Source organism: Tumebacillus algifaecis (assembly GCF_002243515.1).
GTDB classification, from domain to species: domain Bacteria; phylum Bacillota; class Bacilli; order Tumebacillales; family Tumebacillaceae; genus Tumebacillus_A; species Tumebacillus_A algifaecis.
In genome coordinates this window covers 3,367,413-3,391,190 of record NZ_CP022657.1, presented here as the reverse complement: position 1 = coordinate 3,391,190, position 23,778 = coordinate 3,367,413, and the positions used below count along the sequence as shown (strand labels likewise).

Annotated in this window: 26 protein-coding genes; 24 read left to right on the top strand and 2 right to left on the bottom strand. The window is 52.5% G+C overall.

Annotated elements, in window-relative coordinates; all coding sequences use genetic code 11:
* The first annotated feature begins 9 nt into the window (after nt 1-9).
* The 14 genes from floA to CIG75_RS14690 all read left to right on the top strand — a co-directional run bounded on the left by floA (nt 10) and on the right by CIG75_RS14690 (nt 10,559).
* Nucleotides 10-1,011, top strand: coding sequence for a flotillin-like protein FloA (gene floA, locus CIG75_RS14755; RefSeq protein ID WP_172844464.1), 1,002 nt, complete (start codon nt 10-12; stop codon nt 1,009-1,011).
* A gap of 10 nt (nt 1,012-1,021) precedes the next feature.
* The gene (locus CIG75_RS14750) at nt 1,022-1,513 is read left to right on the top strand and encodes a hypothetical protein (RefSeq protein WP_094237323.1); all 492 of its coding nucleotides are present in this window, start codon (nt 1,022-1,024) and stop codon (nt 1,511-1,513) included.
* A gap of 139 nt (nt 1,514-1,652) precedes the next feature.
* Entirely contained in the window at nt 1,653-1,934 is a 282-nt protein-coding gene (yqfC, locus tag CIG75_RS14745; RefSeq protein WP_227874240.1) for a sporulation protein YqfC, read from the top strand.
* A gap of 22 nt (nt 1,935-1,956) precedes the next feature.
* A complete protein-coding gene (yqfD, locus tag CIG75_RS14740) occupies nt 1,957-3,156 on the top strand; it encodes a sporulation protein YqfD (protein ID WP_094237322.1) in 1,200 nt (399 codons plus the stop codon).
* A 30-nt stretch (nt 3,157-3,186) separates the two neighbouring features.
* The gene (locus CIG75_RS14735; protein WP_094237321.1) at nt 3,187-4,149 is read left to right on the top strand and encodes a PhoH family protein; all 963 of its coding nucleotides are present in this window, start codon (nt 3,187-3,189) and stop codon (nt 4,147-4,149) included.
* 39 nt (nt 4,150-4,188) lie between these two features.
* Nucleotides 4,189-6,288 (top strand): HD family phosphohydrolase, encoded by a 2,100-nt coding sequence (locus CIG75_RS14730; RefSeq protein WP_227874239.1) that lies wholly within the window; start codon nt 4,189-4,191, stop codon nt 6,286-6,288.
* A 48-nt stretch (nt 6,289-6,336) separates the two neighbouring features.
* The gene (gene ybeY / locus CIG75_RS14725; RefSeq protein ID WP_094237320.1) at nt 6,337-6,840 is read left to right on the top strand and encodes an rRNA maturation RNase YbeY; all 504 of its coding nucleotides are present in this window, start codon (nt 6,337-6,339) and stop codon (nt 6,838-6,840) included.
* Nucleotides 6,841-6,848: 8 nt separating this feature from the next.
* Complete coding sequence (locus CIG75_RS14720) at nt 6,849-7,331, top strand: diacylglycerol kinase (protein ID WP_094237319.1); 483 nt, start codon at nt 6,849-6,851, stop codon at nt 7,329-7,331.
* 5 nt (nt 7,332-7,336) lie between these two features.
* Complete coding sequence (locus CIG75_RS14715; protein ID WP_094237318.1) at nt 7,337-7,735, top strand: cytidine deaminase; 399 nt, start codon at nt 7,337-7,339, stop codon at nt 7,733-7,735.
* Nucleotides 7,732-8,649 carry a GTPase Era gene (gene era / locus CIG75_RS14710; protein WP_094237317.1) on the top strand — a complete coding sequence of 306 codons (918 nt, stop codon included), beginning with the start codon at nt 7,732-7,734 and terminating at the stop codon, nt 8,647-8,649. The genes CIG75_RS14715 and era overlap by 4 nt, the downstream gene beginning before the upstream one ends.
* A gap of 111 nt (nt 8,650-8,760) precedes the next feature.
* A complete protein-coding gene (locus CIG75_RS14705; protein WP_094237316.1) occupies nt 8,761-8,919 on the top strand; it encodes a YqzL family protein in 159 nt (52 codons plus the stop codon).
* A gap of 32 nt (nt 8,920-8,951) precedes the next feature.
* A complete protein-coding gene (recO, locus tag CIG75_RS14700; RefSeq protein WP_094237315.1) occupies nt 8,952-9,704 on the top strand; it encodes a DNA repair protein RecO in 753 nt (250 codons plus the stop codon).
* A gap of 30 nt (nt 9,705-9,734) precedes the next feature.
* Nucleotides 9,735-10,217: a DUF4342 domain-containing protein gene (locus tag CIG75_RS14695; RefSeq protein WP_094237314.1), complete on the top strand. Its 483-nt coding sequence runs from the start codon at nt 9,735-9,737 to the stop codon at nt 10,215-10,217.
* Between the two features lie 159 nt (nt 10,218-10,376).
* Nucleotides 10,377-10,559, top strand: coding sequence for a hypothetical protein (locus tag CIG75_RS14690; protein WP_094237313.1), 183 nt, complete (start codon nt 10,377-10,379; stop codon nt 10,557-10,559).
* 43 nt (nt 10,560-10,602) lie between these two features.
* Here CIG75_RS14690 and lgt read toward each other — a convergent pair whose 3' ends face one another.
* Nucleotides 10,603-11,412 carry a prolipoprotein diacylglyceryl transferase gene (gene lgt, locus CIG75_RS14685; RefSeq protein ID WP_094237312.1) on the bottom strand — a complete coding sequence of 270 codons (810 nt, stop codon included), beginning with the start codon at nt 11,410-11,412 and terminating at the stop codon, nt 10,603-10,605.
* A gap of 92 nt (nt 11,413-11,504) precedes the next feature.
* Nucleotides 11,505-11,924 (bottom strand): EamA family transporter, encoded by a 420-nt coding sequence (locus tag CIG75_RS14680; RefSeq protein WP_094237311.1) that lies wholly within the window; start codon nt 11,922-11,924, stop codon nt 11,505-11,507.
* A 129-nt stretch (nt 11,925-12,053) separates the two neighbouring features.
* Between CIG75_RS14680 and CIG75_RS14675 the strand changes: the two genes are divergently transcribed.
* The 10 genes from CIG75_RS14675 to CIG75_RS14630 all read left to right on the top strand — a co-directional run bounded on the left by CIG75_RS14675 (nt 12,054) and on the right by CIG75_RS14630 (nt 23,766).
* Nucleotides 12,054-12,560 carry a GNAT family N-acetyltransferase gene (locus tag CIG75_RS14675; RefSeq protein ID WP_094237310.1) on the top strand — a complete coding sequence of 169 codons (507 nt, stop codon included), beginning with the start codon at nt 12,054-12,056 and terminating at the stop codon, nt 12,558-12,560.
* A gap of 451 nt (nt 12,561-13,011) precedes the next feature.
* Nucleotides 13,012-13,662 (top strand): transcriptional regulator CcpN, encoded by a 651-nt coding sequence (locus CIG75_RS14670; protein WP_407701264.1) that lies wholly within the window; start codon nt 13,012-13,014, stop codon nt 13,660-13,662.
* Between the two features lie 11 nt (nt 13,663-13,673).
* Nucleotides 13,674-14,486: a pyruvate, water dikinase regulatory protein gene (locus CIG75_RS14665; protein WP_094237309.1), complete on the top strand. Its 813-nt coding sequence runs from the start codon at nt 13,674-13,676 to the stop codon at nt 14,484-14,486.
* Nucleotides 14,483-15,928 (top strand): pyruvate, phosphate dikinase, encoded by a 1,446-nt coding sequence (locus CIG75_RS14660; RefSeq protein ID WP_157729572.1) that lies wholly within the window; start codon nt 14,483-14,485, stop codon nt 15,926-15,928. The genes CIG75_RS14665 and CIG75_RS14660 overlap by 4 nt, the downstream gene beginning before the upstream one ends.
* Nucleotides 15,929-16,346: 418 nt before the next feature.
* Entirely contained in the window at nt 16,347-18,215 is a 1,869-nt protein-coding gene (gene dnaG / locus CIG75_RS14655) for a DNA primase (RefSeq protein ID WP_094237307.1), read from the top strand.
* Between the two features lie 38 nt (nt 18,216-18,253).
* Entirely contained in the window at nt 18,254-19,411 is a 1,158-nt protein-coding gene (gene rpoD, locus CIG75_RS14650; RefSeq protein ID WP_094237306.1) for an RNA polymerase sigma factor RpoD, read from the top strand.
* A gap of 103 nt (nt 19,412-19,514) precedes the next feature.
* Entirely contained in the window at nt 19,515-20,396 is an 882-nt protein-coding gene (locus CIG75_RS14645; protein WP_094237305.1) for a hypothetical protein, read from the top strand.
* A 99-nt stretch (nt 20,397-20,495) separates the two neighbouring features.
* Nucleotides 20,496-21,635: an acyl-CoA dehydrogenase gene (locus CIG75_RS14640; protein WP_094237304.1), complete on the top strand. Its 1,140-nt coding sequence runs from the start codon at nt 20,496-20,498 to the stop codon at nt 21,633-21,635.
* 315 nt (nt 21,636-21,950) lie between these two features.
* Entirely contained in the window at nt 21,951-22,649 is a 699-nt protein-coding gene (locus CIG75_RS14635) for a tRNA (adenine(22)-N(1))-methyltransferase (protein WP_094237303.1), read from the top strand.
* A complete protein-coding gene (locus CIG75_RS14630; RefSeq protein WP_094237302.1) occupies nt 22,636-23,766 on the top strand; it encodes a Nif3-like dinuclear metal center hexameric protein in 1,131 nt (376 codons plus the stop codon). The genes CIG75_RS14635 and CIG75_RS14630 overlap by 14 nt, the downstream gene beginning before the upstream one ends.
* The last annotated feature ends 12 nt before the right edge of the window (nt 23,767-23,778 follow it).

The following is a 23,778-nucleotide window of genomic DNA, read 5'->3' as shown; positions in this document are numbered from 1 at the left end:
AGATTTTTGATGGATGCAACGCTTATCGGTCTGTTAGTGCTGATCGCGCTTGGCGTGATCTTGCTGGCTGTGATCTTTACGTTCGTGCCGGTCATGCTGTATATCTCAGCTTGGGCGTCTGGGGTGCGCGTGCCGATCTTCACCCTGATCGGAATGCGTCTGCGCCGGGTCAGCCCGTCGTGGATCGTCAATCCGTTGATCAAAGCGCACAAAGCGGGTCTGAACCCGACCACCAATCAGTTAGAGAGTCATTTGTTGGCGGGCGGTAATGTTGACCGCGTCGTCAACGCGCTGATCGCAGCGGAGCGGGCCGACATCAATCTGGCATTTGAACGGGCAGCGGCGATCGACCTCGCAGGCCGCGACGTGCTGGAAGCGGTACAGATGTCGGTCAACCCGCGCGTCATCGAAACACCGATCGTCGCAGCCGTTGCGAAAGACGGGATCGAAGTAAAGGTGCGCGCTCGCGTCACGGTGCGCGCTAACATTGATCGCCTGGTCGGGGGCGCTGGGGAAGAGACGATTCTGGCGCGTGTCGGGGAAGGGATCGTCACCACCATCGGTTCGGCGGAAGCGCACAAGCAAGTGTTAGAGAATCCGGATGCGATCTCACAGACCGTGTTGTCAAAAGGTCTTGATGCGGGAACCGCTTTTGAAATCCTCTCCATCGACATCGCAGACGTCGATGTCGGCAAGAACATCGGGGCGGAACTGCAAACCGATCAGGCCGAAGCTGACAAACGAATCGCACAAGCGAAAGCGGAGGAGCGCCGAGCGATGGCTGTGGCCCGCGAGCAGGAGATGAAAGCATTCGTAGAAGAGATGCGCGCCAAAGTTGTCGAAGCGGAATCGGAAGTTCCGCGCGCGATGGCAGAAGCGCTGCGCACAGGCAAACTTGGCGCAGTCGATTATCTGAACTTGCAAAATTTGATGGCCGACACGGAGATGCGCAGTTCTTTCTCTACGCTCAAGGAAGACGGCTCCGCGGACGGAGACCTCACCAAAAAGTAGGTGATGCGAGATGGACTTCGGTAATTTCGGGTTCCTATTGATCATAATTGGCATCATCTGGAATGTGTATCGCAAGTATTCGAAAGCGGAGCCAAAAACGAAACCGCCCCTCGTGCAGCAGATCGAGGCGTTAACCAATGCACGTAGCACGAACGGGGTCGGAGGGCTAATCGTCGGTGCAATCATGGACGCGATCGTTGACGAGAAGCATGACGAGAAGCATGACGAGAAGCATGACGAGAAGCACGACCAGATCGATCAGGCCGAGCGAGCGCCACAAGAGCTTGCGGCAGATTTGCCGCGACTGAGTAGCGGGTCGAGTGGTGCAGGCGCACCGTCTGTGTTGGCGGGCCAGCAGCAACCGGAAACAGGAGCGGTATCAAGCGGCGGGAAATCGGTGCTGTTGAGCAAAAAAAGTCTACACAACGCACTCATCATCAGCGAGTTGCTCGGAGAACCGCGTTCCAAGCAGCCGTGGCGTCCCGGTCGCAAAACGCGCTAGAGCGGTCTACGCACAGAGCGCGCAGCATACAAAAGGAGAGACACCCTTTTCATGGGAAAGGGGAGTCTCTCTTTTTGTTTGTCTTCGTACTAGGAAGGAGCTTTCCGGCATATGTACATAGCAAAGGAGGGTGAGCGCTGTGCGCACCACGTGGCGTCAACGGGTAAAAAAACTGGCCGCCGAAATGTTAGACGTGCCAAAAGACTCGCTCCTCGATCTGCCCCGCATCACCCTCATCGGTGGACTGCAACTGTATGTGGAGAATTATCGCGGTGTCAAAGAGTTTCGAGATGACTTGCTACGATTAGCACTTACGCAAGGCGAACTGCAGGTGCATGGCAAGGAACTGACGATCAAAGCGATCTTTCCAGCCGAAGTCGTGATCGAAGGAAACATCTCTGGCATCCAATACAAAGAATAAGCCGTTACAGGAGGAACTGCTCATGATCGGAAGGTGGTTGCTTGACTTTTGGCGGGGCTATGTTGTCGTAACCTTGCGGGGCGAACGCATCCCGGAGCTTTTGAACAGAGCAACAGCACAGGGCATCCTGTTTTGGGAGATCAAACAGGTTGGTGAAAACGTCTATCGGCTGCGCATGCACCGAGAAGATGTCAAGGAACTGCGCAGTTTGTTGAGCAAAACACGCACGCGCATTCATTTTGAACGCAAACTGGGAATGCCATTTTTGGCGTGGCGGGCGTGGCGGCGAAAGTTTTTCGTCGCAGGCGCCCTCACTTTTCTTGTCGGGCTCTATGCGCTGACCTCATTTGTCTGGGAGGTCCAAGTGGTGGGCGACCTGAAGGAAGTGCAGGAGGAGCGCATTTTACAGGCGGCGTCCGAAATCGGGATTCGCCGTGGCATTCTGATCGGCAAACTGCCCGATACGGACATTTTGCAGAATCGATTGTTGGACAAAGTACCGGAGCTCGTCTGGAATGGGATTCAAATTCAAGGCACCAAGATCACCATCCAAGTCGTCGAGAGAGTGCCAGGTGTCCAAGAACCGTCCAACCAGCCACAAAACATCGTCGCCACCAAACAAGGGGTGATCAAACAGATCCAAGCGCACCGCGGCGTGGCGGCCGTCAAACGTGAGACGTTCGTAAAACCGGGGCAGGTGCTGATCTCCGGAGCGTTGATCGATGGCAAGACGAACGTGCATGCCGCAGGGATAGTCAAGGCGGCCGTCTGGTATACGTCCAAGCTCACCGTACCGCTGAATACGACGCGTCAAGCTTATACGGGCGAAGCGGTGGAGAAGCATTTCCTGACCTTCTTTGGCCATCCGGTACAAATCTGGGGCTATGGAAAAATCCCTTATGAGAAGACGGAGGAGATCGAGCAGGACAAGGTGCTGAAAATCGGTGACTTTGTCTTCCCGATTCAGTACAGGCACACCACCTATCGCGAAGTCAATGAAGAAAAGGTGACCTTGACTCAGGAGCAGGCTGAAAAAGAAGCACTCCGACTGGCAAGAATAGATCTTCAGGGTAAAATTGGTGAAGATGGCACATTCACAACACAAAAAGTTTTGCGGAGTACTATAAAAGATGGTAATTTAGAGGTAGAAGTGTTCAGTGAAGTCTTAGAGAATATCGGAAAACCGCAAGGATATGCATCGGCACCTACGCCGGAGAAATAGAAGCTCGGACCAAAGGAGTGGAACTGAGGATTGGACAACCAACTTGTCACCAAAAAGCTGGCTTTGCAAGACAATCATGAGGCGACACAGCTGTTCGGCCCTCATGACGCCCATCTCAAGCAAATCGAAAGTGAATTTGCAACCAAGATTCATGTGCGCGGCATTGAGATCACGATGAATGGCGAACAAGAAGAGATCGAAGTACTGGAAAGCCTGTTCTCCGTGTTGCTCAAGCTGATTCGCAAAGGGCAAGCGATCAAAGAGCGCGACGTCGCCTATGCGATCAAGCTGGCACGAACCGCGTCGGCCGAACAGCTTTTGGAACTGTACAGCGAAGAGATCGCCGTCACCTACAAGGGCAAATCGATCCGCATCAAAACGCTCGGTCAGCGCGATTACATCCGCTCGATCAAAAAGCGCGACATCGTCTTTGGCATCGGTCCGGCAGGGACAGGGAAAACGTATCTCGCCGTGGTCATGGCGGTCACCGCTTTGAAAAAAGGCGAAGTGAAAAAGCTGGTGCTGACCCGCCCGGCGGTGGAGGCGGGTGAGAACCTCGGCTTTTTGCCCGGTGATTTGCAGGAGAAGGTCGATCCGTACTTGCGCCCGCTCTACGATGCGCTCTATGATGTGCTGGGTCCGGAGAACACGGCGAGGTATATGGAGCGGGGGATCATCGAAGTCGCGCCGCTCGCCTATATGCGCGGACGAACGCTTGAAGATTCGTTTGTGATTATGGATGAAGCGCAGAACACCACGCCGGAACAAATGAAAATGTTCTTGACGCGGCTTGGTTTTGGGTCGAAAATGGTCGTCACAGGGGACGTGACCCAAATCGACCTGCCGCGGGGGAAATTATCCGGTTTGAACGAAGCAGTTCGCATTTTGAAAAAAGTCGAGGACATATCGTTCATCTTCCTGACTGAGCAAGACGTTGTGCGCCACCATTTGGTGCAAAAGATCATTCAAGCGTACGACGTCGAGCAAAGTTGAGCGATTGACCCGGCAAGGAAAAGGTAAGGAGAAGAAGCCATGATGAGGAGCAATCTGCTGAAGAATATTCGACAGATCACACTAAGTCCAGAAACCAAAAAAAGCCGCTCCTTGCGGGTGACGATCTATGTCGTTCTTACGGTGCTCCTTTATTTTCTTTTTATCGGGAACATGCTGCCGGAACGGTATGACTATCATGTCGGTTCGATCGCAGAAAAGCAGATCAAAGCAGCGACCGATGCTGTTGACAAGCGGGCGACCGAACGTGCGCGCGAAGAGGCGGCCAGCAAGATCACCCGTCAGTATAACCGCAACACTGCGGTGGAGCTACGGGCGATTGAGAATCTGGACAAATTTTTCGAAACGGTCAAGCGGGTGCAAATCGATCCCGCTTATACCGAGGCGGACAAGTTGGAGCAGATTCGCAAAGCCAACCTGCAGGCGATGGTCAAAGACGAGCAGCTCAAAAGTTTTCTCGCTCTACCTGCTGACAGTTTGCAAAGCGTGAACAAAGAAGCGGCACGCATCGCTGACAATATTTACTCCGAAGAGATCTACGAAGAGACGATGCCGGTGATCGATCAAAAGCTCGATGCCCAACTCGGCTATTCGGAACTCGACCGTGAGAAGCGGATGATCGTCAAGGAACTGGTCAAGACGGTGATTCGTCCGAACATGATCTACGACAAGGATGAGACGCTTAAAAAGCGTCAGGAAGCGATGCAAAACGTCTCACCGACGATGATCTACATGGGTGAGATCATCGCGAAGGAAGGCGAGCGGATCGACGAAGACATCTACTCCAAGCTGAAAGACCTCAAGCTGACCGACGAGGAACCGAACTACCTGATGTATTTCGGGTTTGCCGGATTTATCGTGCTCTGGACGCTGGTGCTCGCTTTCTATCTGGAGATGACGGGGTCTAAGGTGGGCAAGAACAACTTGCTCTTGCTCTGCTTGGCGATCATCATCGTGCTGACGGCGGCGGGGATGAAAGTGTTGTCGCTCGGCGAATCGCTCGGATTTACCACCATCGGCTATCTGACGCCTGTGGCGATGGGCACGATGTTGGTGACGATCCTCTTCGATGCCCAGCTTGGCATCATGCTCGCCTTTATGTTTGCACTGTTCACCGGAGCGGCTTTTGATTCGAAGTTTCAGTTTGTGGTGGTGTCGTTCATCGCAGGGCTCGTCGGCACATTTGCCGTCTCCCGCGTCAAGCATCGCATGGTGATCATGCGCGCAGGCTTTATCATCGCCGGGATCAATCTGGTGACGATCTCAGTCATGCAGGCGTTGGGCTCTTCTGGCACCGAGGTCAGCCAATATTTGCAATCGCTGCTCTTCGGGATCATCTCCGGCCTGTTCACCGCCGTTGTCACGATCGGTGTGTTGCCGTTTTTGGAAAGCTCATTTGGAATCCTCACGCCGATTTCGTTGCTGGAGTTGTCCAACCCGAACCATCCGCTGTTGAAAAAACTGCTGATGGAAGCGCCTGGCACCTATCACCACTCGCTGATCGTCGGCAACCTCGCCGAAGCGGCAGCCGAAGTGGTCGGGGCTGACCCGCTGCTTTGCCGGGTCGGGGCGTACTACCATGATGTGGGCAAGATGAAGCGGCCGCTGTTCTTCATCGAGAATCAGCTATCCAAAGACAATCCGCACGACAAGGTAGCACCGAGCCTGTCGCATCTGATCATCACCTCCCATGTGCGCGATGGTTTGGAAATGCAGGAGGAGCACCGTCTGCCCAAGCCGATTCGCGACATCTGCGAACAGCACCACGGCACGACGATCCTCTGGTTCTTCTACAACAAAGCGCTGGAGCAGGACAAGAGCGGGACGATCAACGTCGATGATTTCCGCTATGACGGGCCGAAGCCGCAGTTTAAAGAAGCGGCGATCGTCATGCTCTGTGACGCTGTCGAAGCGGCGGTGCGCTCGATGAACCGTCCGACGCCCAACCGCATCGAATCGGTGATTCACAAGATTTTCAAAGACCGTTTGAATGACGGGCAACTGGACGAATGCGATCTGACGCTGAAAGATCTCGACAAGATTTCCGATGCCTTTTTACGCACGTTAAACGGCATCTATCATGCGCGGATTGAATATCCGGAACTGCCAAAGACAAACTAATCTCATTCAGCCTGTCCTTACATGTCGCATGATAAAGGAGTCACTGCAATGGAACCTGTTCAGATCACGGTAGAAATCCTTGATGAGTATGGAGAATCGTTCGAATTTGCTCTGTCCGATCTCTTGAACAACGCGCTGGAACATGCGGCGCGCCATGAAAATATTTCCACAGGTGAAGTGGTGATCTCACTTGTGGACGATGAGCGCATTCAGGAACTGAACCGCACCTATCGCGGCAAGGATGTGCCGACCGATGTGTTATCGTTTGCGATGATGGACGAGGGCGTTGGAGAGCCGGAGATCTTCTTCGACCCGGAAGATGCAGAGCAGTTGGAAGAGGACGATATGTTGGGCGACATCATCATCTCCGTGCCGACTGCGAAACGTCAAGCGGAGGAGTACGGGCACAGCGTCGAGCGGGAACTGGCGTTTCTGGCCGTGCACGGCTTTTTGCACCTGATCGGTTATGATCATGGTACAGAAGACGAGGAAAAGGAGATGTTCTCCCGCCAAGATGCGATCATGCTCGCAGCGGGAATCACGCGGGGGTGAAGCCCGGGATGTTTTCGAGCAACAAGCTGATCAGAAGCTTTTCCTATGCGATTGAAGGCATGACACATGCCTTGACGACCCAGCGCAACATGCGTATCCATTTTGTCGTTGCGCTTTTGGCCATGATTTTAAGCTTGGTACTCGACTTGAGCAAGCTTGAGATCGTGCTGGTCTTTTTCTCCATCATCGCGGTCGTGGCCGCCGAGTTGTTTAACACGGCGATCGAAGCGGTCGTCGATCTTACGACCAGCGACTATCATCCGCTCGCCAAAATTGCCAAAGATGTGGCGGCAGCAGCCGTCCTGCTTACGGCAGTACACGCGGTGATAGTCGGCTTTTTTGTCTTCTTTGATAAATTGTTCCCGCCAAAACTTCGTGACTTGAATGACACGGGGGAGATGGCAATCTACGTGGCGTTCATACCGCTTGGCATGCTGGTGTTGTTGTTGATCTCTTGGCGGGCGTACACACGATTTAAAAAGCAGGGGTGAGCTATATGGAGCATTTGGAACTGGTGAAATTGGCAAAAGGAGCGCGGGAACGGGCGTATGTGCCGTACTCGAAGTTTCCGGTCGGCGCGGCGCTTTTGCTGGCCGACGGGGAAGTGGTGACCGGCTGCAACATCGAAAATGCGGCGTTTCCGTTGTGCTGCTGTGCAGAGCGCACGGCCATTTTTAAAGCCGTGTCAGAAGGTAAGTCGAAGATTCAAAAGATTGCCGTGGTGGCCGATACGGACGGTCCAGTATCACCGTGCGGGTCGTGCCGTCAAGTGATGGCCGAATTCTGTGCAGCCGATACGCCGGTCATCCTGTCGAATCTGAACGATTCGGTGCGTGAGACGACGGTAGGCGAATTGCTGCCATTTGCTTTTCAAAAGGAGGACTTTGTGGAGTGAGTAAACAAGAGACCAAGCAAAAGACACGCTCTGGATTTGTTGCGATCGTCGGGCGCCCTAATGTAGGGAAATCGACGTTGATGAACTACATGGTGGGTCAAAAAGTGGCGATCACCGCCGATAAGCCGCAGACAACGCGCAACCGAATTCACGGGGTTGTCACGCATGAAGGCAACCAGATCATCTTCATGGACACTCCTGGTATACATAAACCGAAGCATCGCTTGGGTGAACACATGGTCAAAGTGGCCGTGCAAACGCTGCGCGAAGTGGAGGCCGTCCTGTTCCTCGTTGACGCGACGATGCCCAAAGGGGCCGGGGACGAGTACATCATCGAAATTTTGAAAAATGTCAAAGACACGCCGATCTACTTGGTGATCAACAAGATCGACCTGATCGAGAAAGAAAAATTGCTGGAGATCATCACCAGCTACAAAGATGAGTTCCCGTTTGCTGAGATCATCCCGATTTCGGCCGTCGCAGGGGACAATGTGGAACGGCTGCGCGATCTGCTCTTGAACCTGCTGCCTGAAGGACCGTTTTACTACCCGCCCGATCAAGTGACCGACCATCCGGAGCGCTTTATTGTCGCGGAGTTGATCCGCGAAAAGGTGTTGCACCTGACGCGCGAAGAAGTGCCGCACTCGGTCGCGGTGGAAGTGGAACAGATGCAGTTGAAGGAAGATCGGAACATGTTGTACATCCATGCAGCGATCTACACAGAACGCGATTCGCAAAAAGCGATTATCATCGGCAAGCAAGGCTCCGTGCTGAAAAAAGTCGGGTCGATGGCTCGGCAGGACATTGAAAAATTGCTCGGTTCAAAAGTCTACTTGGAGCTGTGGGTCAAGGTGAAGGCGGACTGGCGCAACCGGGAACATATGTTGCGCAACTTCGGATTTACCGAGGAATAAGCGGTCATTCATCCAATCATCTCTGGCAGCATTTCCATAGTATAGGGTAAAGGTCGATTGCGAACTATAGGGTTACGATGTTTGGCAGCACCCTCACTCTTGGAAGAAAGGATGAGCTGCATGAGAGATCTTTCGTGGCGATATTTCGAGAGTACAGGTGAGATTGATGCCTATCTTCTCTATAAAGCATGTCAGAACTTGAACCAGGACTGCGGTTGTGATGTGGCAGAGCAGAACTTCGAACATGAGTTGGAGGCACGCACGGAGTAGCTTTTGTTTGACGGGATGAAAGAGGCTGTCCTATGAAAAAAGTGGAAGCGATTGTGTTGCGCACAGTCGATTATGGGGAGAGTAACAAAATACTGACCTTGCTGTCCGATACGCATGGGAAATTTGGAGCGATGGCGCGTGGGGCCAAAAAGCCACAAAGCCAATTAAACTCTATCTCTCAGCCCTTCGCCTATGGGATGTACATGGTGGCAATCGGTGAAGGACGTGGGATGGGCACGATCATTCAAGCTGAACTCCATGAGTCGTTTCGGGCGATTCGCGAGGATTTGTTTAAAGCTGCCTATGCGTCCTATGTAGTCGAACTTGCAGACCGTTTTGTCGAGGAGCGAGAACCTTCGCAAGGCGTCTTTCTGCTCGTGCTGACGATGCTGACCCATCTGGAGGATGGCAAAGACCCAGAGATTCTCGTCCGGCTGTGCGAGATGAAAATGCTCGATCTAGCCGGAATTCGGCCTGAACTGCATCATTGTGCACACTGTTACAAGCCGCTTATGCAGGCGGTGCGCTTCAGCATCATCCATGGCGGCCCTCTGTGCGGGGATTGCCATCATAGCGATGAGCGGGCGATCTGGATCAAGCCAGTGACTCTCAAGCTGTTGCAGACGTTTCAAGGCATGGATGTCAGGCGGCTTGGTGACATCAAGGTCGGCAATGATGTACGACTGCAATTGGGCAAAGTGATGAAACAGTACATCGATGAATATAGTGGTGTGACCTTCAAATCGCGTACGTTTTTAGAACAACTCCATAAGTACGATCTTTAATCGAAGCTGGTTTGTGGAGGAGTGAGGACGATGGCAGACCCAATGCTGGAAAAAGTGGATATTTTGCGCAAACGGTTTCAGATTTCCTACCGCGAGGCGTATGACGTGTTGCAACAAAGCGGTGGCAATGTGGTACAGGCCTGCATCGACTTGGAAAATCGAACGGCCGACACCGGCGTGGCCGGGCAGTTGGAAGAGCGAATTCAAGTGATGGGGAAGGATCTGGTCGAAAAGATCCAAGACATCGTGAAAACGGGACAAGCGTCGATGATTCGCGTGATCCGTGGAGGAAAGACGGTGTTGACGATTCCGGCGGCAGTTGGTGCTGTCGGAGCGTTGATCTTCCCGTATCTGGCTGTGGTTGGGACGGCAGCGGCGGTGGCAGCACGCTATGAGATCGTCATCGACAAGCGGATGAAACAAGTCGCAGAGGCAGATACGGGACATTGTCCCAGCATTGTGAATGTGCATCATGAGACGAAGGAAAACAATTACGCTGTCGCCCCATCCTAAACGGGGGAGATAGAACAAGCATCGTCAAAGCGCAGGAACAGGCAGGTACCGCAGCAAGTTGGCGGCACCTGCCTTTTTTGCTGGGTTCTGTGTCCCTGTACCTGTCAGCAAGTCGGGCGTGCGCATATTGCTAGTAGAAAGGAGAGGGGGTGGCCCTACTTGGAGCGCAAGCGTTTGGGCTTAAAATTGGACGCGGATTCGAAACGAGAGATGATCGAGACGATGATGTCCCACCTGAAGCCAGAGCAGATGACCGACACGATGCGAGGACTCCTCCAGCAAGTGAAAGGGACCGAAACTGTTGCGGAGGATTCGGACTCTGTGGAAGAAGCGGATACCTAATTGAACGAAAAAGTGACATCCCCAAGGGATGCCACTTTTCTTTTTATGAGGTTGCGGTCGGTTCGGATTGAACCGGCCTTGGTTCACTCGTTTTGGCTGGGCGGAAGCGCAGATACACCATGAACAACAGCGCAATCACTACGACTGACAAGCTTGTCCATTGCGCTGCGGTCAGTCCGGCAAACCGATCGGAGTCACCGCGCAGGAATTCTAGCGCAAAACGGCCAACCGAGTACAGGATGTTGTACAACAAGAACAGGTAACCGGTCGGAACTCCGCGCATTTTGATCAAGAACAACAGCGCTAACACGATCAGATCCCATTGGCCTTCCCATACCTCAGCGGGCCAGAGCGGCTGTGAGCCGTAGGTGGCATAGGCGAACGTGCCTTCCGGATAGACGAGGCCAAAGTCACTGCCCGTCGGCGAGCCGAACGCATCGCCGTTCATGAAACAGGCGATTCGGCCGATCGCTTGTCCCAAAATAATGCCAGGTGCGACAATGTCAGCAAATTCCCAGAAGAGGATCTTGTTGCGCCACGTGTACAAGCCCCCGCCGATAAAGCCGCCGACCAGACCACCTTGGATCGACATGCCGCCGTTCCAGATCGCAAAAATTTCACCGAGATTCTGTGAATACATGTCCCATTCGAAAAAGAACACTTGCCACAGCCGCGCACCGATCAGCGATCCGATGATGGCCCAGATCGCCATCCCCGAGACATGATCTTCATACTTGCGCTCCTGTTTGGCCATATAGCTGGCCATGCCGATCGCAAGCAAGATGGAGATTGCGACGATCGTACCGTAGGCCCGAATCGGGTAGTCTCCGATATAAAATAAGATTTGATGCACTGCGCATTTCCTCCTCATGTGCCTGATCAGCTCAGTATCATAGAAATATTGTAGCCGACCTTGAAGCAGAAAGGAAGGTGTGTCTACTTACACTACGCCTTGACGATCAGGATGGAACCGACCACAATAAGGACACAGCCTGCCGCGATACCGAGCGTCACTTTCTCTTTCAAGAAAATGGCGGCGAGAATCAGCGTGAACACGATGCTCAGGCGGTCGATTGGTGCCACTTTGGAAGCGGCCGCCTGTTGCAAGGCACCAAAGTAAAACATCCAAGAGGCGGCGCCAGCGAGCCCGGAGAGCACGATAAACATCATTGGCTTCCAAGTGATGTCCCGCACCTGCCCGATCGTGCCGTTGCAGGTGATGAACAGCAAGGTCGCACCAGCCATCACCACGGCGCGCACAGCCGTTGCCACATTGGAGTCGATGCCTTTGATCCCCACCTTCCCCAAGATCGCCACAAAGGAAGCGAACAGCGCTGACAGCAGCCCATAGATCAACCAAGACATATGAAAATGGCCCCCTTTGCCAACCAGATCTTGTTTTTGGTATGCGCAGGTCGGGCCGAATTTAAACTTTTTGTGCAAACATTACCGAGGATATGAGCCCTATTACCAAAGTACAAGGAGGCGACGAATGTGAATTTAGTTTTCCCGTCAGCAGAACACAAAGAAGCCGTTATACATTTTTATGACGAAATAAAAAACGACGAGGACCATATTATTGGATTTGGTGCGTTTGAAGATTACGAGTCGTGGCTTGCGATGATGCAGAACAGGTTGACTGGCAAAGATCTGCCTGAACACATGGTCAAAGAAACTTACTATTTGTGCTTTGACGAAAACAGGCTAATCGGCGTTTTGAGTATCAAGCATGAACTGAACGCCTATCTTTTGCAATTCGGTGGTCACATCGGTTATGCTGTCCGCACGTCCCAGCGCCGGAAAGGATATGCAACGGCAATATTTGCGGCGGCTCTCGAAAAAGCCAGAGAACTCGGAATCGATAAAATCCTTGCCGTATGCGACAAGAGGAATATCGCCTCCGCAAAAACCATTTGCAAAAACGGCGGTATTCTGGAAAACGAGATCTATGACCCAGACGAGGAACTTATGGTACAAAGATATTGGATTACGTGCAGATAAAACCCAAAATAGTACATTCGCATATCTAACCTTGAACCCCCTTGGCAGAAAGTGAACCCTCTATACACATTTTGAACTCCCTAATTCTTTCGAAGGTAACAATGACAGACCTGCTACATAGGGTATTTATTAGGAAACGAAAGCAAAACGGCCGCAACTCCGAAAGGAGCAGTGGCCGTTTTGTGTACACAATTTCGCTTGCACCAATCATGCATTTTGCATATGCTGTCATCGCAAACAACTTTGCTAACAAAGTTGCTAATATAATGGGCATTGTGCGGTTTCACGGGATGAAAATTGTTCCTTTGTTCGCCGTGGTCAGATGAGATGTGGCAATAATGGAAAAGACGATGTTTGAGCACTTGTCACACCGATGTTACAATAATAAGATGTACTATATAGTACGATTATCACGATATTGTATGTCACATTTCATTCGAGCGATAAAAAGGTGGTGGACACCATCGATCTGACCAAACGCCAAGGACAAATCCTTGAGATCGTGCGCGAAGAAGGGCCGATCACAGGTGAGCAGATCGCAGATAAACTGGGACTGACCAGAGCGACACTGCGTCCAGATCTGGCGATTTTGACGATGGCCGGTTTCTTAGAAGCTAGACCGCGTGTCGGGTATTTTTACGCCGGAAAAAAATCCGGCCAGATTTTTGGAGAACAGCTCCGCAAACTACAAGTGAAGCAGTACAAATCTGTTCCAGTCGTAATCAACGAAGACGCGTCCGTCTACGATGCGATCGTTATGATGTTTATGGAAGATGTGGGCAGTATTTTTGTGGTGAAAGAGCAAGGCATCTTGTCGGGTGTCATCTCACGCAAGGATTTGCTGAAGGTGGCGATCGGCAATCAGGACACGCATAAAGTGCCAGTGTCGCTGACGATGACGCGGATGCCGAACATCGTGACGCTGGCACCAGAGGACAGCGTGTATGAAGCGGCAAAGCGCTTGATCGACTATGCGATCGACTCAATCCCGGTCGTGCGGCCGATCGATGATGCGGGCAAGCAATTGGAAGTGGTCGGCCGGTTTACGAAAACAACAATCGCCAAGATCTTTGTCGAGCTTGGTGAGATCAATGAAGTATAGGAGGAATGCGCATGACGCCGATCGTGTATGTAATCTCTGACTCTGTTGGCGAGACGGCCGAATTTGTGGTGCGTGCCGCCGCTAGCCAATTTAACGGGAGCCGTGCTGAGATCAGACGGATTTCCTACGTGGATGATATGGAACCGATTCGGGAGACGGTGCAGGCGGCCAAGGAGATTGGGGCATTGATCGCCTATACGCTGGTCATTCCGGAATTAAAAGAAGGACTGGTGCGAGAGGCGCAGGAGCATGGTGTGACGGCTGTCGATATCATGGGGCCGATGGTGTCCGCCTTTCAGTCAAACTTTCAAGCGGAGCCGAAGAATCGCCCAGGCTTGTTGCATCAGCTGGACGATGAGTATTTCCGCCGTGTGGAAGCGATCGAGTTTGCTGTCAAGTACGATGATGGCAAGGACCCGCGCGGTCTGTTGCGCGCCGATGTGATTTTGATCGGTGTTTCGCGTACATCGAAAACACCGCTGTCGATGTTCTTGGCCCACAAGCGGCTGAAAGCGGCGAACGTGCCGCTGGTGCCGGAGGTAGAACCGCCAGAGGAATTGTTTGAGGTGTCGCCGCATAAAGTGATCGGCTTGACGATCTCGGTGGGCGAGCTCAATCTGATCCGCACGGAGCGTTTGAAGGCGCTGGGATTGCGAGAAGAGGCGAACTACGCCGCGTTTGAACGGATCAAGTTGGAACTGGAGTATGCGGAGCGGATCATGAAAAAGATCGGCTGCCCGATGATCGATGTTTCGAACAAAGCGGTCGAGGAGACGGCGAGCATCATCTTGGATCAGATTAAGCGGGGGAGCCGCAGATCGTGATCGTAAGCTTTGCAGAAGGCAGCATCGATCAAGCCTGTCTGCTCGGCAACAAAGGGGCTCGCTTGGCAGATCTGATGCGACTGGGCTGCCGCGTGCCAGACGGTTTCACGTTGACGACAGAAGCGTGCCGTGCTTTTTATGAGGCAGGGGAGGTACTGACGTCGGACATTGAAGAGCATCTCTTCGCCGCGCTTGGCGAGTTGGAATGTCGGACGGGCAAACGGTTTGGCGACCCGTCCAACCCGCTTCTGCTCGCGATTCGCTCCGGCAGCCCCGAATCGATGCCCGGCATGATGGACACGATTCTCAACCTCGGGCTGAATGATGCGGTCGTGCAAGGATTGGCTGAACGGACGAGTGACGCTGAATTTGCAGCAGACTGTTACCGCCGCTTTCAACAGATGTATCGGACCATTGCCACCGATGTGATCCCAAACGATCCGAAAGAGCAGTTGCTTCGCGCTGTGGCGGCGGTGTTCGCCTCGTGGAACAACCGCAGAGCTGTGGTGTATCGACGCATACACGGCATCTCCGATCAATTGTTTACGGCGGCGAATGTGCAGGAGATGGTGTTTGGCAATCTGGGAACGCGATCGGCATCTGGTGTGGTGTTTTCACGCCATCCATCGACCGGTGCACCAGCGTTATACGGCGAAACGCTGCTGGGAGCTCAAGGTGACGATGTGGTGTCGGGTATGGTTACTCCGCATGGCATCGAGTTGTTAGAAGAGCGGATGCCTGACGTGTACGCGGAGCTTGTTGCGACCGTAGCTCACGTGGAAGCACATTACCAAGATATGCAGGAGATCGAATTTACTGTCCAGCAAGGAATTCTTTTCCTCCTGCAAACGCGGGATGGCAAACGCACGACCGAAGCGGCTGTGAAAATCGCCGTCGATCTGGTGCGCGCAGGTCTGGTGGACAGACGGATCGCTCTACAGCGCGTCGAGAGCGATGCATTCCAGCAACTGCTGCATCTTCGTCTTGACCGCACAGCAGTGGCAGTTCCGCTGGCGAGTGGCATTCCGGTCGTGCATGGCGCTGTGGTCGGCGCCATCGCGCTCGACAGCGAAACTGCGCTTACCAAGAGCCGGGCCGGACATTCGGTATTGCTCGTCCGGCGCGAGACCGACCCGAACGATTATGAGGCGATGACAGTAGCGAGTGGTATCCTCACCGCCTTTGGCGGCTCGACCTCGCACGCGGCAGTCACGGCCAGACCACTTGGCGTACCTTGCATCGTCGGGTGTGCGGCGATCTCGATCGACCTAAAACGGCGAACGATCCAGATTGGTCACCACACCTTCGCGGAGGGCGAACTGCTGACTCTTGACGGGGAGTCGGGGTGTGTCTATGCAGGCGCATTGCCATTGACCGAGCCTGAACTTCTGCCAGAAGTCGCCGTTTTTCGCGCCTGGTTGAACGCTGAAAAACAAGGATAAACCCCTGCGATTCGTTCAGGGGTTTTTCTCGATGTTGTGAATTTTTTGTGTCAAAGTATTGAGGAGGGGTAAGTTGGAAGGATTTTTTTGCGAAAGAGGCGTACATATTTAAGAAATATCGTTTTTTCTCTTGACAAATCACCCAAGATGCTGTTCAAAGCGGAATATTTTTGTAGAAGCGAGTCTATACTAGGGACGTACTTTGGAGGCTTATGACAAATCGTTCTTAGGTAGGAAGATTTTTTGTCGAAACATGTCTGATTGAGGTTTTTTCAGAAGGAAATCACAACACCTCGTAGAATAACTTTGCCTTGGTACACGATTCTGTGCGCTCGATTTTGTAGGAGACGAACAGAAGGAGATTGTTGAATGTTGGCGAATATTTTACGTACTCAATGACAGACGAGGGTGATGTCGTATGAAAAAGCGTCTGCCTGAGGAAATCATCGAACGAGTACGTCAGCACTTCGACATTGTCGATGTGGTCGGTGAATTTGTGCCTCTGAAGAAGAGCGGCCGCGGGTATATGGGTTGCTGTCCTTTCCACAATGAGAAATCGCCGTCTTTTTCCGTCTCGCAAGACAAACAGCTTTACCATTGTTTTGGCTGCGGAGCGAGCGGCAACCTCTTCTCTTTCCTGATGGATAAGGAAGGGATCACGTTTTTCGAAGCGGTGGAGCAACTGGCCAAGCGGGCTAACATCGCGCTTCCTGTCGAAGAGTTGGAAGACATCGATTCGCCTGAGTACAAGCGGCGCAAGGAGATGTTTCGCGCCCATGATTTGGCGGCAAAATACTATCACCACATCCTGATGAACACAGATGCAGGGCTGCCGGGGCTTCAGTATCTCGAATCGCGCGGGATCACCAAGACGATCATCGAGACGTTCCAGCTTGGCTATGCACCGAACGATTGGGATGTGCTCGTTAAGTTCCTTAAGAAGCGTGGATTTGCCGAAGATTTGCTCGTCGAAGCAGGTTTATTGTCGCAAAGCGAGAAATATAAAGGCAGATACTACGACAAGTTCCGCTATCGTGTGATGTTTCCGATCCATGACGGGCAGGGACAGGTGATTGGATTTGGCGGACGGATTCTCGAAAAAGGGGAGCCCAAGTACCTCAACTCTCCGGAGACGCCGTTGTTTTCAAAAGGACGCCATCTCTACAATTTGCATCGGGCCAGACCCGTGATGCGCCAAGAAGGACGGGTCATCCTGTTAGAAGGCTACATGGATGTGATCATGGCATTCCAGCACGGCATGCCAAATACGGTCGCCGCCTTGGGAACCGCCTTGACCAACGACCAAGTTCGCTTGTTGCAACGCAATGTGGAAGAGATCGTCATGATGTACGACGGTGACGCTGCCGGTCAGAAAGCAGCCCTTCGATCGTCCGAAGTCATCAAAGAATCTGGTGCAGCAGTCAAAGCAAGGGTCGCCACCATCCCTGATGGATTGGACCCGGATGATTTTCTGAGGAAGTATGGTAAAGATGCGTTCGTCCGTGTCGTGCTCGACAACTCAAGCTCGATGACGGCGTTTCGCATGCATTCGCTTCGAAAAGAGTTCAACCTTGGCACACAAACAGGCAAGGAAGATTACATCAAAGAAGTGATTCACAAACTGCTCGTTCAGGTCAACTCACCTATTGAACTGGAAACGTTACTTCGTGAACTGAGTGAAGAGTTCGGCTACCCGAAAGAGGCGTTGGAGAAGGAACTTCTGCTCGCGAAGAAAAGCCCTCCTGCGGGGGATAAACCTGACAGGAAGTGGAATACTAATAGAAATAATGCGGGTGAAGTGAGCTTTGCAGGCACAGGAAAATTGTTGCCGGCTCATATCAACGCAGAGCGGAAACTCCTTACTTATATGTTAATCGATGAAGGGGTAGCAAGACAAGTTCAATACGCGTTGGCTGATGAATTTTCTGTGGATGAGCACGGGGCGCTTGCCGCCCATCTTTACGCCTACTATGCAGAACACACCCAAGCGAACCCGTCGCTGTTCATCAGCGGCTTAGAGGATCGCGAGTTGTTAAAGCTGTCCACTGCACTCATGATGGAAGCGGACCATTTAGATCGGCGCTCCGATCGTGTCGATGCACTGGTACACGAATATATCCAATGCATCAAGGTGTATCATTTGCAATTGGAAATGAAACGTTATGAACGGCAGATGATCGATTATGGAAATCGAGGCGACACAGAAGGAATGCAGGCGGCATATGACGAAATGAATCGTGTGAAGTCAATCATTCAATCTCTGGATAATGCGCAAGCCGATATATAAACGTTTGTTAACTACTCCTTAGGGAAGGAGGGGTCGGGATGGTGAAAAAGGTGAAAGACACAGATACTCAACAGATGTCTCTTGAAGAAGTAAAACAAATGCTTACCGAAGTAGGGAAGAAGCGTGGCGTGATCACCTACAGTGAGATCATGGACAAACTTTCTCCGTTCGATCAGGATTCGGATCAAATCGATGAATTCTTTGACCACCTCTCGGAGCAGGGGGTTGAGGTGATCAACGAAACAGACGATGAATCGTCGTTCGCAGATGATGATGACGATGACGATGACGACGATGAAAACGGCCCGAAGAATCTCGATGATGAAGAAGAGTTTGACCTTGAAGATCTGAGCGTACCGCCGGGGATCAAGATCAATGATCCGGTACGCATGTATCTCAAAGAGATCGGTCGCGTGCCGTTGCTTTCGGCAGAAGAGGAGATCAGTCTCGCGCTGCGCATCGAAAAAGGGGATGAAGAGGCGAAGCGCCGTCTGGCAGAAGCGAACTTGCGATTGGTTGTATCCATCGCTAAGCGTTATGTTGGCCGAGGGATGCTGTTCCTTGATTTGATTCAAGAGGGGAACATGGGTCTGATCAAAGCTGTTGAGAAATTTGATCATCAAAAAGGTTTCAAGTTCTCCACGTACGCAACTTGGTGGATTCGCCAGGCGATCACGCGTGCGATCGCAGACCAAGCCAGGACGATTCGGATTCCTGTTCATATGGTGGAAACGATCAACAAGTTGATCCGCATTTCCCGCCAGCTTCTGCAAGAATTGGGGCGCGAACCTTCCGCGGAAGAGATCGCTGCAGAAATGGACATGAGCCCGGACAAAGTCCGCGAGATTTTGAAAATCGCGCAAGAGCCGGTCTCGCTCGAAACGCCGATCGGTGAAGAGGACGATTCCCATCTCGGTGACTTTATCGAAGACCAAGACGCACTGGCTCCGGCCGACGCAGCTGCTTATGAATTGCTCAAAGAGCAGTTGGAAGATGTGCTCGATACGCTGACAGAACGTGAAGAAAACGTGCTCCGCCTGCGCTTCGGTCTCGATGATGGCCGTACCCGCACGCTCGAAGAAGTCGGGAAAGTCTTTGGCGTCACACGTGAGCGGATTCGTCAGATCGAGGCGAAAGCGCTGCGCAAACTGCGCCACCCGAGCCGCTCCAAGCGTCTCAAGGACTTCCTTGAGTAGAACTAGCAACCTTCGAACCTTCGCAGCACTCACTTTTTTCAGGTGAGTGCTTTTTTATGTGATTTATCGCTTTTTTATGCGATCTATCAAGGAGGCATAAGCTATGAATCAGGACCAGAAAAAACTGATGATTCAAGAGATTAAGAAGTGGAAAGAGAGCAGACTTATCCCGACCGAATATTGCGACTTTTTGCTGAACCTATACGCAGAAGGTGACTCCTTTTCACACGACCAACAGGTGAAAAGCAAACAGGTGAACAACAAACAGGAGTCGTCCAACTGGAAAACCAGTTTGAACAGTGGTGTCCTTGGAAAAGTACTGCTGGTAATCGTTGGCGTGCTGTTGTTCTTGATCTTTGCCCTTAATTTTACCTTGTTTCCAGAGCCAATGCAAATTGCCGTCCTGCTGCTCGGCACCATTTTTCCGTTTATCATGGCGTTCCGCCAACGCAGCAAAAGCCCGCTTGCCCGCACGGCATGGCTGTTTGTGGCCGTTGTGATGGTGGCAGTGGTTGGATTTTATTACCTCTCAACTTCGCAATTGCTCGATGATCGCACAGCGGTGATCGGCATCATGACCGTCGTCTTTCTGTTGTGGGTACTGGCGGGTGCGGCCTTCCGTTCGCGGTTGGTCGCGGGGATTGGTGCATTAGGATTGCTCCTGTTGTACGCCAATTTCTTAGAAATCGTCGCGCAAGTCGACACAAGTCCATACGGTGTACAGCACTTCTACTACATGATTCCGGCGTTTTTGGCGATGTTCCTCGCCTTTGTGCTCGGGCGGTTCCGCGTGTATGTGGCACCTGTCTTCCTCTTCTGTGGGGTGCTCGCATTGTTTGGGCCGGATCTGCGGATGTTAGTGTTTGGGTTGTCGATGGATTTTTTCAATCAGATCATCGTGTTTTTGAAGCTTGCCGTGCTGATCACGCTGTTTATCGTCTTTCATCCCGGTATCAAAAAGTGGGTTGGCCAAGTGTCACAATAGCTTGAAAAGTATTGCCGTTCTGACCAGCGGTTGTGTATAATGAGTTCAGATGAATGAATGTGCACTCATTTTTGCGTTTCTATAGAGGAGGGTATCATCTTGAACTTTGACTTAACGCAAGATCAGATTATGATTCGCAACACCGTGCGTGATTTTGCAGAAGCAGAAATCAAGCCGAAAGCGGAACATGTAGACAAGACGGGAGAATTCCCGTATGACACTTTTATGAAAATGGGCGAGCTCGGCTTCTTGGGACTGCCGATCTCCGAGGAATACGGCGGTGCAGGGGCTGACACCATCGCCTACGCGCTGGCCGTCGAGGAAGTCGGTCGTGCTTGCGGTTCGCACGGTCTGTCTTACGCGGCAGCAGTATCGCTCGGTTGCAACCCGTTTGCCGCATTTGGGACAGAAGAGCAAAAACAAAAATGGCTCGTTCCGCTCGCAGAAGGGAAAATCCTCGGTGCATTCGGATTGACCGAACCGAACGCAGGCTCGGACGCATCGGGCACGCAAACCACCGCAGTCCTCGAAGGCGATGAATGGGTGGTAAACGGTTCCAAATGCTTTATCACAAACGTTTCCTTCGCGAAAGTCTGCGTCGTCACGGCATTGACCGACCGTTCCCGCGGTTCGAAAGGCATCACCGCGATCATCGTGCCGACCGATACTCCGGGATTCTCGACCTCCACGCCATATGAAAAACTCGGTCTGAAAGGATCGAACACGGCAGAGATCATCCTCGATAACGTGCGCGTTCCAAAAGAAAACGTGCTGGGCACTGTCAACGATGGCTTCATTCAATTTATGAAAACGCTTGACGGCGGCCGCATCTCGATCGGTGCGTTGTCGGTCGGGATTGCACAAGCTGCCTATGAAGCAGCGTTGCAGTACGCAAAAGAGCGCAAACAGTTTGGTCAATCGATCTCCAAGTTTCAAGCGATCCAATTCAAGCTGGCCGATATGGCGATGCACATTGAACTGGCGCGCAACGCGGTGCATAAAGCCGCTTGGCTGAAAGACCAAGGGCGTCCGTTCGGCAAAGAAGCGGCGATGGCTAAACTGTTCGCTTCTGAGATCTGTATGAAAGCTTGTGACCAAGCGGTTCAAATTCATGGTGGCTACGGCTACATGAAAGAATATCCGGTGGAGCGCATGTTCCGCGACGCGAAGCTGATGGAAATCGGGGAAGGTACTTCTGAGATCCAACGCATCGTCATCGCTCGTCACATCGGTTGCTAATTTTAGCTAAATCCGCTATACTGTTACACAGCAATCAAATATCCATTTGAACGGATAGCTTGAACGCAGCAAGACCAACAACCTTGCAAAATACCCTCGCCCATTTTGGGCGGGGGTATTTTTTTCGCGTGCATGCGTTGTTTTTTTCGCGCATCCGTTGGTACCAGATGTGCAGGTGGTCGGTGCTCCCGATCCGGGGCCTTTTCATGATCGAACTGCGTCTGTGGTTGCACCAGCAGGAAAGGGATGGATATAATAGGTGGGACGACTTTTTAGGTTTATTCCATTACATTTCAATATAACAGGTGATGTCATTTGATCAACATATCGGAACGTTTGGCACGGATTGCAACATTTGTGCCCAGTGGAGTACGGACGGCAGACATCGGGAGCGATCATGCCTATTTGCCGATCTATCTCGTGCAGCGCGGACAGGCGGTGCAAGCTGTGGCTGGTGAATTGAATGAAGGACCCTATCTTGGCGCGGAACGCAACGTGCGGTCGAACGGCTTGGCCGATCGCATTTCGGTGCGCCGTGGAGACGGGCTAGCGGTGCTGAAGCCTGGCGAAGTGGACGTGATCACCGTGTCTGGCATGGGCGGAGGGACGATCCGCGACATTTTAGCTGCCGGGGTCGAGAAGTTGGCAGGTGTTTCTCGATTGATCCTGTCTCCACAGGGCGATGGCGACTCGTTGCGGCGCTGGCTTTTGCAACACGGATGGAAAATCGTAGATGAAGACATGCTGGTCGAGGACGACAAGCTGTACGAATTTGTCGTTGCGGAGCGTGGTGAAATGGTGCTCGATAACCCGTTGCAATTAGAGTTTGGCCCCCTGCTTTTACAGCGCAAACATCCGTTGATCTTGGAACGGGTCGAGTATGAGCTGGGCAAGGTCGCGTTGGCGTTAAAAGGGGTGGAGAAGGCCAAAGGCGAAAGCGGGCAAGAGAGACGCGATGCGCTGCAAAAGCGGCGTGAGCAACTGGAGGAGGTACGAACGTATGTCAGCACATAAGACGGCTACCGTTCGCGAGATCACGGCAGTTCTCGAAGAGATGGCACCGCTGACGTTGGCGGAGTCGTGGGACAAGGTCGGGCTACAGGTTGGCGACCCGAAGCGCGCGGTGAAAAAAGTGATGCTGTCGCTCGACAGCAACGATGAAGGCGTGATCGATGAAGCGATCGCGAAAGGTGTCGATCTGATCATCGCACACCATGCGATGATATTCAAAGCGGTGCAGACCTTGCGAACCGATACCCCGTATGGTCGCAAACTGCAAAAGCTGCTCACTCACAATATCAGCGTCTATGTGGCGCATACGAACCTCGACATCGCAGAAGGCGGCATCAATGACATTTTGGCGAGCCGTCTGCACTTGGAACGAGTCGAGGTGTTGAGCCGCGTACATAACACGCGTTTGAAAAAACTGGTCGTCTTCGTGCCGGAGTCTCACCATGAGCAGGTTCGCAAAGCGCTGGGGGATGCTGGGGCAGGCTGGATCGGCAATTACAGCCACTGCACATTTTCAACGCCTGGGCACGGCACTTTTGTCCCGCAGGAAGGCACGTCTCCGTTTATCGGCGAGCAGGGCGTGTTGGAAAAGGTGGAGGAAGTGCGCATCGAGACGATCGTAAGCGACCTCAATCAGGACAAAGTGGTACAGGCTTTGTTGCAAGCTCACCCCTATGAAGAGGTCGCCTATGACATCTACCCGCTGGAGATCATGGGGCAGGAACTGGGGATTGGACGTGTCGGCGATCTGGTGCAAGAGATGACGCTCGGCCAGTTTGCCCAGTTTGTCAAACAGCAGTTTGGAGTTGAGCACGCGCGAGTTGTCGGTCCGCATGACCGCCCGGTGCGCCGAGTCGCGGTGCTTGGCGGCTCCGGTGAGGAGTTTTACCCGGAGGCGATCAAGAAAGGCGCCGATGTATTTGTGACCGGGGACATTCGCTATCATTATGCCCAGGATGCGTTGGCCGATGGGTTGTGCATGGTCGATCCAGGACATAATACGGAAAAGGTCTGCCTGCCGAGCGTCGCCGCCTTTTTAGAAGCAAAACTGCGTGAATACGGGTACGATGCGGAAGTATTGGTGTCCGAAACGAACACCGAACCGTTCACTTTTTTGTAGGATCAAAACGTC